Raw genomic sequence first — 7934 nt, 5'->3', positions numbered from 1 at the left:
AAGTTAGGGCTTTTTTTTGTTTCTGGCTTTCTTTATGTTTTTTAACATTATATCCTTGTAAACCCGCTGTTAAACAGTTAAATTGCTTGAAATTTATTGTCAACTAGAATATAAACATAAATAATATGAACAGAAAAGCGGCATTTCTTTTAGGAATTTTGGCCTCTTGTGCATTACCGCAAGTTACCTTTGCTAACCATTCCATTGGAGAATCTATTCATTATCAACAGGACGTAGAAGGCAAAGAGCTGATTGGTCGATGGGATATCGAAGTGGATATTAATGGTAATCCTGCGCCATCTTGGTTGGAAGTTAAATTGTCGGGCTATAGAACTTTAGTCGGTCATTATGTGAGTACTTCCGGAAGTGCCCGGCCAGTTTCGCAGGTGTTTTATGAGAAAGGAAAGTTTAGATTTGCCATCCCACCTCAATGGGAAGGCGGAAAGATGAATCTAAGTGTTGAAGGAGAGATTGTAAACGGTGTATTGCAAGGGACAATAACAGAGCCTGATGGGAAAACATATCGCTTTAAAGGTGTTCGTGCTCCGGAGCTGAAGCGAACAGCTGCAGTAAAATGGGGTAAGCCCATTCAGCTGTTCAACGGCAAGGATCTGTCAGGATGGAAAGCTACCGGTAAAACGAATCAGTGGGTGGTGAAAAACGGAATTTTGACTAGCCCGCAATCTGGTTCTAATTTGGTCTCTGAGCAAAAATTTGAAGATTTTAAATTACATGTTGAATTTAAAATTCCAGCAGGAAGTAATAGTGGTGTCTACTTAAGGGGCCGTTATGAGGTTCAGATAGAAGATAGCCCCAAGGATGCACATCCTAATGCTGTGCTTTTCGCAGGGGTATACGGCTTCTTAGCTGCAAATGAAATGGTCAATAAAGGAGCCGGAGAATGGCAAACCTATGATATTACATTGGTAGGACGTCTAGTGACGGTTGTGGCAAACGGAAAGACTGTTATCAGTAACCAAGAAATCCCTGGTATAACGGGCGGTGCTTTGGATAGTAAAGAGGCAGAGCCGGGACCAATTTATTTCCAAGGGGATCATGGTCCCGTGGAATTCCGAAAAGTGATTATTACTCCAGCTATTAAATAGCATAACATGATACAAAGGCTATCTGAAAAGGTAGCCTTTTTAAATCCCTATGACAACGACTACAATATCTTCATTCTGGTAGGAGGTGTAATAGCGTTCAATGGAGCCGTGAGCTTTGTACTCTTGCAACTCTTCAAAAACCATTTTTTTTAACATTCCTTTTCCCTTGCCATGAATAAACTTTATTTCGTTCATTTCCCAATAAATAGCTGCATCTAGATTAGATCGCATAAAATCAATGGATTCTTGTAAGAGCTCCTCTGGCGAATAATCTTCCCAATCTTCAAGGAAAGTATCGGTGTGTAAGTCTACGATAGCTGGTGGTTTGTGCATTTCTCAATATTTTACAATGCTGCAAAAGTATAATAAAACAGCGACTTAATAGGTTAAGTCACCAACGAAATCAATCGCTTGGGCAAATTTTTCATACCATTTTTTGATAATAGCTGCAATTTCATACTCTTCCTCATCGGCATGGTTGAGCATAAGTAACTCGATCGATTGGAGTAGCTGTTTGAGATCTAGAAAATAACCGTCGAAATCCCGGAACGCAGAGACAGTGTCTCGAATAAGCAGCATGGCATCATGTCGAAGTGTAATCATATCATGACGTGAAGATATTCGGTCCAGCAACCATTCCTTTTGGAAATTGGAGTCAATATGTCTGTTGCAAGCCTGATTAAAAAGCAATTCAAATTCAACAATTTGATGTTTCAGGTCATATATAGCTTTTTGGAGCTCTTCAAAAGTACTGATGATCTTTTCTTGGGTCTCCATGTTTTTTGATATAATTGCCATGATATTTTACTTAAAAATGTATGCGCTTGGTTTTTAGTTATTTAAATAAAAGCATGTAAGGTATATACAAATAGTTCAGCCGAATGTTTTACATGTCTAAAATTCGGTTATGATTTTTGTATATAAAAGAAGAGACTGAGCTTAAAACGGAACTGAGTTTTTTTGGTTTTTGGTCCCGTTTTCAAATCGTAGATTTTTTTTGAAACCTAATTTATTTAATACTATTTAATTTTAAGTATATTTAATATGCTGTATTGCAGCCAATGCACTGAAAATGTATTAACTATGTTAGCATCTAGTTTTGTTGATTTCTTTAAGAAGAGGAGGTACTATGTCCTTTTTTTAGCATTGCTATTGGTATGCAGCTTACCCATGTGTCATGGCCAATATAAGCTGAAAGATTCTACAAAATTTATAAACGATCAGTTGCCCAGGTATCTCGGAAGAATGGGGAAGATTAAGTCTAGAAATTATCCCCTTGGTGGTCGTGAAGCAATCTTGCGAATATTACTGAAAGACTATTACGTGTATAGATTGGTATCAGGAGAAGATAGTTTGGATAGGGAACGTTATCCTGCTTTATGGAATCCTCTTTCGGTACAAACATTTAAAACGCTAAATACGCGTGATATGTTTAGTTACTGTATGCTTGCACCTGAGTTTGAGATGCAAAATTGTGGTTCCTTGGGGCGCTTGAAAGGTCAATACATATTTGGAGTCTATTATCGAGGGGACATACCGCTGGAATATTGGAGCAATAGACAGTTGGTTGCTTTGCATGGAAGTAGAGATTCTGTTGTACGATATGTGGACCAGATGTGGCCTACACTCGATTTCATTGGTGGGAATACCAAAGATTTAGCGGTTGAATTGATGATGTGGGAGTTGATACCAAAGGTGTTGGATAAGTTGGTTCTGGCGCCAACGGACAATGATCTGTATGCTCTATTGGTACAAATAATGATGCGTCTGAAATTCAAACCTTTTGAAGATTCAGCTATTTATGAGCAATTGTATGGTCCGACATCTTATATAGGAAGTCGAATTGAAAGCAATGCAGAAAATCGGAATGACATCATGAAACTCGCGCGGGAATGTTTTGAAACGCTAAATACATCGCCTGGCTTCCAATTGCCAACTTATATTAAACGGGAGCGTTTCTTAGACCCTCCTTCTTCAAGGGAGATGTCAGGTGGCATGAGTACCTCAAAAGGACCAGATTGGAAGTGGAAAAAAGTAGAGGTACATCATTATAAGCTAAAGTTGTAGATCTTTGTCTAGAAGCAAAATTTACCATGAAGGTAAAGTATCTTTTTAACTGTAGTCTTTTCTAAAGCTTATACTAGTTTGACCATAAGTAGGGGAGTAGGTTATTTCCTTTTTTTTTACGTTATTCGCGTAAACGAAAAATAGCTTAAGATATAATATAATGAAGGAAAAGGCAATTGGAAATTACCAATTAGAAATCTGTTCAAATTCCGTAGCATCAGCAATTGAAGCCGAACAAGGAGGTGCGACCCGGGTAGAGTTTTGTCAAAATTTGGAAAATGGAGGGACTACACCTTCGTTTGGTCAGTTGCAGTTAGTGCGGGAACTGGTGAATATTGGTATTCATGTGCTTATCAGACCGCGTGGAGGTGATTTTCTTTATACAGAGACCGAGATCTTAGAAATGATAGCAGATATTCAGTTGTGCAAGGAATTGGGGATAGATGGTGTTGTAATAGGTATGCTGAACGCAGATGGTACGGTGGATAAAGTGAATACTTTGCGATTGGTGGAAGCTGCGCGTCCCATGCATGTTACCTTTCATCGTGCTTTTGATCGCGTGGAAGATCCTTTTCAGGCATTAGAAGATGTCATCGAACTGGGGATAGATCGTATTTTGACATCTGGTCTGCAAAATTCTGCTTTAGCTGGAGCTCCACTACTCAAACAGTTAGTTCAACAAGCAAATGGCCGTATTGTGATTATGCCTGGTGCAGGTGTAGATGCAGCTAATATAGTTCATATTTTAGCGCAAACTGGTGCAGTTGCAATACATAGCTCAGCGAAAGAATTGCATGTGTCGAAGATGAGGTTTAACCAGAGTCAGGTCAATGGAATGGATGAGGCACAGTGGATGAGCTCAAAAGAAAAAGTCCACCAAATGGTGGACCTATTAAAAAGCCTTTAAAGTAGTACTTTAAAGGCTATTAAATTCTTCTTACTATTTAGCTTCTGAAGCTAATTGATTTAAGATAGCATCGTTTTTAACGATTTGGTTGCTAGCTTTCATTTTTGATCTAGAACCTAACTCTACATTAGATCCTAATTTCAAGAACTGAACTTCAACACGTGAAACAGTTTTATTTCTTCTATCTTTTCTTTTTAAACGTGTAACTCCCATTTTGATAATATTTTTATTGTTTAAAATAAAACGAGGTCGGAAGCGGATTCGAACCGCTGTAGGAGGTTTTGCAGACCTCAGCCTAGCCACTCGGCCATCCGACCCTATTTTTTTCCTTTTGAAGGTCTGCAAAAATAAAACTTATAATTGGAATTAAAAAATCTTTATGATAAAACTTTTATGTTTTTGGGCATTAATCTGAAAACCAAGCAAGTATTTTCATTGCGGGACAGATAGCGAATTGTCATTGATAATAATCCTTGCTGTTTTCCTCCAAAGATAGCCTAGAGATTTTTGATGGCTACCCGCGATTAACAATAGGCTATTCACATCGTATTGAACCGTGTTGTTAAGTGTGCAAAGTTGAAAAGTATTCAGTTGACTGTATCTTTTAAAGGACAATGAAAAGCCCCGTTTTAGGGCTTTTCCCTAATGTTTCACTATGTAAATTAACGGCTTATGTATTTTGGAATAGATATTGCAAATGGGATTGTAATAAATCTCGTACAGGAAATTATGAGATTATTTGAGGAAAGAAGAAAGTAAATTAAATTAGGAAACATGAAAAAACTATTATTATCTGCAGCAATTTTATTTGGTTCATTGGGAGCCTTTGCACAAGGTGGATTGGGATATGGATTACGTGCTGGTGTAAACATTCCTAAATATTCGACAAGTTTGGGAGATACTAAATCAAATACAGGTTTCTTTGTAACAGGGTATTTGGATGCTCCTATTTCACCATTCTTCTCGGTACAGCCTGGATTGTCTTTACAGAATAAAGGTGCAAAATGGGTTGAAACGAGTAACCACGAGCTAAAAGAAAGTGTAATGTCTTTGGATATTCCGGTTAACCTAGTAGCAAAATTGCCTACAGGTGGATCTGGTAATTTCTTTGTTGGTGCAGGTCCTTACGTGGGATTTGGTTTGAGTGGCAAACGCAAAGGTGAAGAAGTTGTTGGTGGTGATGCTTATACCACAGTTGATAGAGATCTAAAATTTGGTAGTGGTACAGGTAAAGATTTAAAAACTACTGATTTCGGTGTAAACTTCCTAGCAGGCTATCAATTAACTAATGGTTTTCAAATCAATGCAGGTTATGGATTAGGTTTGACAAATCTAGCTCCAAATGGTGGTTCAATAAAAAACCGTGTTTGGTCTATCGGTATCGGCTTCGGACTATAAGAAATATAAGTACTTAAACTTATTATGAGGAAAGAGTCCCTGCATTTGTGGGGACTTTTTTATTGCATTAAACTTAAGTCGTCCGAAATTGTTATTTTTATTCAAAAGATTGCTGCATGAAAAGATTTCTCCCTTTACCATTTTATGTCAAATTGGCCTGTGTACTCATCAGTATCATTCTACTGGGGTATTTAGCAAAAATTGGAGATACGATAGTGATTCCGATGATTTTGGGCTTACTGTTCTCGCTACTATTGATTCCGCTGAGCAGTTTTATGGAACGGAAACTCCATTTTCCTAGAACATTGGCTGGTATATTAAGTGTTATTTTATTTTTCGGCGTTCTTGGTTATGGGCTTTTTCTGTTAGCATCTCAACTCACACTGCTTAAAGAGGATTTTCCGGCTTTTAAACAACAGATCATGGATGGGGTGAGCAATTTGCAGACTTGGGTGAGCCACCAATTTGGAATCCAACATAAAGATCAAATTGATTTTATCAATAAAACAGCATCTAAGTCTGTGGATTCGGGAACTTTATTCTTGGGAACAGCCTTGGTTTCCCTTTCATCGATGTTTATTTTATTTGTCTTTACCTTTCTTTACACATTTTTCTTGCTTATATATAGAGGACATATCGTTAAATTTCTGTTATTTGTCAACCGTGTTGAGGACAGGCCAATTGTTGTAGATGTAATAAAACAGGTTCAGTATGTCGTCAAGAAGTATCTGATTGGCTTATTGATCCAAATGAGTTTGGTGTCCTTATTAGTCTTTATTGTCCTGTCATTAATAGGGGTAAAATATAGTTTGCTTTTGGCCTTGATAACAGGAGTGTTTAATGTATTGCCTTATGTCGGTATTTTCTCCTCGATGCTTATCATTGCCATTCTGACGTTTGCGACATCCTCTTTTACCCATGTTGTTCTCGTTATCATAGCAATAATTATTATACACATGATTGACAGTAATTTCATCGTGCCGAAGATTGTGGGTTCTAAGGTGAAAGTCAATTCCCTGTTTGCTATGCTCTCCATTATTATTGGTGAGATGATTTGGGGTATATCAGGTATGTTTTTGGCTATTCCAATTCTGGCTATCGTTAAGATTGTGATGGATCGTATTAAAGAGCTTAAGCCTTGGGGGTTCCTGCTGGGAGAAGAGGATAGTAAAGATGAGGTGTATAAGGATTTATTCGATACGTTAAATCCAGTTGAAAAGAAGATTATAGAAGAAAACGAGCTGAAGTCATAACTTTCGTAGAATCGAAGGTGTAATAAGAAAAATATTAATAGATTAAAATTTTATCGTATTTTCGTCTTATATATAATTTATTATTAATGAAAAGAAAGTTACTCTCAATCGCTGCAGTACTATGTTTTATTGCTGGAGCAAAAGCACAGATTTCCTATGGTTTTAAGGCTGGTGCAACTTTTCCTAAAATGACGGCCTCACTAGGAAGTGTATCTGTTTCGACAGAATCATCTACATCGTTTTATTTGACGGGATACTTAGATGCTCCTTTAGCAAATAATTTTTCTATCCAACCTGGTTTATCGTTACAAGGGAAAGGGGGGAAAGGATTGACACTTATTGACTTTGAAGAATTGGGGAATAAGGTGAAATTAGACTTAATGTATCTAGAGTTACCTGTAAATTTTGTATACAGTATTCCTACTGGAAATTCCGGAAGCGTTTTCTTAGGAGCTGGACCATATGCTGGATTGGGGCTGTCCGCAAAAGCCAAAGCAGAAAATGTAAAAATCGACGTCGGTTTCGGAGATAATAAATTGAAACGTTTTGATGCCGGAATTAACTTTTTAGCGGGGTATCGTCTATCAAATGGCTTTTTGATTAATGGTGGATACGGCTTGGGACTAGTTGATATGGCTGGGGCTGAAGGAGGTTCTTTAAAGAATCGTGTATTTTCAATTGGTATAGGTTATCAGCTATAATCTTGGCTGGGTGAAAAATGCTCCCATCGCCATGTTTTGGATTTTATTGGTTTCTCTGGTAATATTTGCACAAACATAAAAAAGGGGCTTTTCTTGCGAAAGGCCCCTTCTTTTTTTCAGTGATTGAAATCTATCACACTTTGATTTCTACTTCAACACCTGAAGGTAATTCAAGTTTCATCAATGCGTCAACAGTTTTAGCGTTTGATGAATAGATATCCAACAATCTTTTGTAAGCACATAATTGGAATTGCTCACGTGCTTTTTTGTTAACGTGTGGTGAACGTAATACCGTGTAGATTTTTTTCTCAGTAGGCAATGGAATAGGACCACTAACAACTGCACCTGTAGGTTTTACTGTTTTTACGATTTTTTCAGCTGATTTGTCAACCAAATTGTAATCGTAAGATTTCAATTTAATTCTGATTCTTTGGCTCATAGTATATGATATTATTTAAAAATGACCGCTGATTAGAGCTATTAACAACCAGCGGTCGGTTTA

Annotated in this window: 10 protein-coding genes and 1 tRNA gene; 6 read left to right on the top strand and 5 right to left on the bottom strand. The window is 37.4% G+C overall.

Annotated features, from left to right (window positions below):
- Positions 1–125: 125 nt before the first annotated feature.
- Positions 126–1106 (top strand): 3-keto-disaccharide hydrolase, encoded by a 981-nt coding sequence (locus B4Z90_RS15520; protein WP_286802714.1) that lies wholly within the window; start codon positions 126–128, stop codon positions 1104–1106.
- A gap of 39 nt (positions 1107–1145) precedes the next feature.
- On the opposite strand, the gene B4Z90_RS15515 is transcribed toward B4Z90_RS15520, so the two are convergent.
- Complete coding sequence (locus B4Z90_RS15515; protein ID WP_088162899.1) at positions 1146–1439, bottom strand: Smr/MutS family protein; 294 nt, start codon at positions 1437–1439, stop codon at positions 1146–1148.
- Between the two features lie 45 nt (positions 1440–1484).
- Positions 1485–1904, bottom strand: a complete 420-nt coding sequence (locus B4Z90_RS15510) for a hypothetical protein (RefSeq protein ID WP_075994119.1) — start codon at positions 1902–1904, stop codon at positions 1485–1487.
- A gap of 285 nt (positions 1905–2189) precedes the next feature.
- Here B4Z90_RS15510 and B4Z90_RS15505 point away from each other — a divergent pair, with 285 nt between their 5' ends.
- Both B4Z90_RS15505 and B4Z90_RS15500 read left to right on the top strand, forming a co-directional pair.
- Positions 2190–3173, top strand: coding sequence for a hypothetical protein (locus tag B4Z90_RS15505; RefSeq protein WP_286802713.1), 984 nt, complete (start codon positions 2190–2192; stop codon positions 3171–3173).
- Between the two features lie 160 nt (positions 3174–3333).
- Positions 3334–4080: a copper homeostasis protein CutC gene (locus tag B4Z90_RS15500; protein WP_088162897.1), complete on the top strand. Its 747-nt coding sequence runs from the start codon at positions 3334–3336 to the stop codon at positions 4078–4080.
- A gap of 33 nt (positions 4081–4113) precedes the next feature.
- Here B4Z90_RS15500 and B4Z90_RS15495 read toward each other — a convergent pair whose 3' ends face one another.
- Positions 4114–4293 carry a spore protein gene (locus tag B4Z90_RS15495; protein ID WP_286753125.1) on the bottom strand — a complete coding sequence of 60 codons (180 nt, stop codon included), beginning with the start codon at positions 4291–4293 and terminating at the stop codon, positions 4114–4116.
- A gap of 33 nt (positions 4294–4326) precedes the next feature.
- Positions 4327–4397: transfer RNA gene (locus B4Z90_RS15490), tRNA-Cys, on the bottom strand.
- A gap of 457 nt (positions 4398–4854) precedes the next feature.
- Between B4Z90_RS15490 and B4Z90_RS15485 the strand changes: the two genes are divergently transcribed.
- The 3 genes from B4Z90_RS15485 (at position 4855) to B4Z90_RS15475 (ending at position 7432) form a co-directional block, all read left to right on the top strand.
- Positions 4855–5478, top strand: a complete 624-nt coding sequence (locus B4Z90_RS15485; RefSeq protein WP_286770007.1) for a porin family protein — start codon at positions 4855–4857, stop codon at positions 5476–5478.
- A 116-nt stretch (positions 5479–5594) separates the two neighbouring features.
- A complete protein-coding gene (locus tag B4Z90_RS15480) occupies positions 5595–6731 on the top strand; it encodes an AI-2E family transporter (RefSeq protein ID WP_286753127.1) in 1137 nt (378 codons plus the stop codon).
- A gap of 86 nt (positions 6732–6817) precedes the next feature.
- Entirely contained in the window at positions 6818–7432 is a 615-nt protein-coding gene (locus tag B4Z90_RS15475; protein ID WP_286753128.1) for a porin family protein, read from the top strand.
- 133 nt (positions 7433–7565) lie between these two features.
- Here the strand turns inward: B4Z90_RS15475 and rpsJ are convergent, their stop codons facing one another.
- Positions 7566–7871 carry a 30S ribosomal protein S10 gene (gene rpsJ / locus B4Z90_RS15470; protein WP_028070501.1) on the bottom strand — a complete coding sequence of 102 codons (306 nt, stop codon included), beginning with the start codon at positions 7869–7871 and terminating at the stop codon, positions 7566–7568.
- Positions 7872–7934 lie beyond the last annotated feature (63 nt).

The organism is Sphingobacterium sp. UBA5639 (assembly GCF_002421245.1).
GTDB classification, from domain to species: Bacteria; Bacteroidota; Bacteroidia; order Sphingobacteriales; family Sphingobacteriaceae; genus Sphingobacterium; species Sphingobacterium multivorum.
This window is presented reverse-complemented; position numbering and strand designations above follow the sequence as displayed.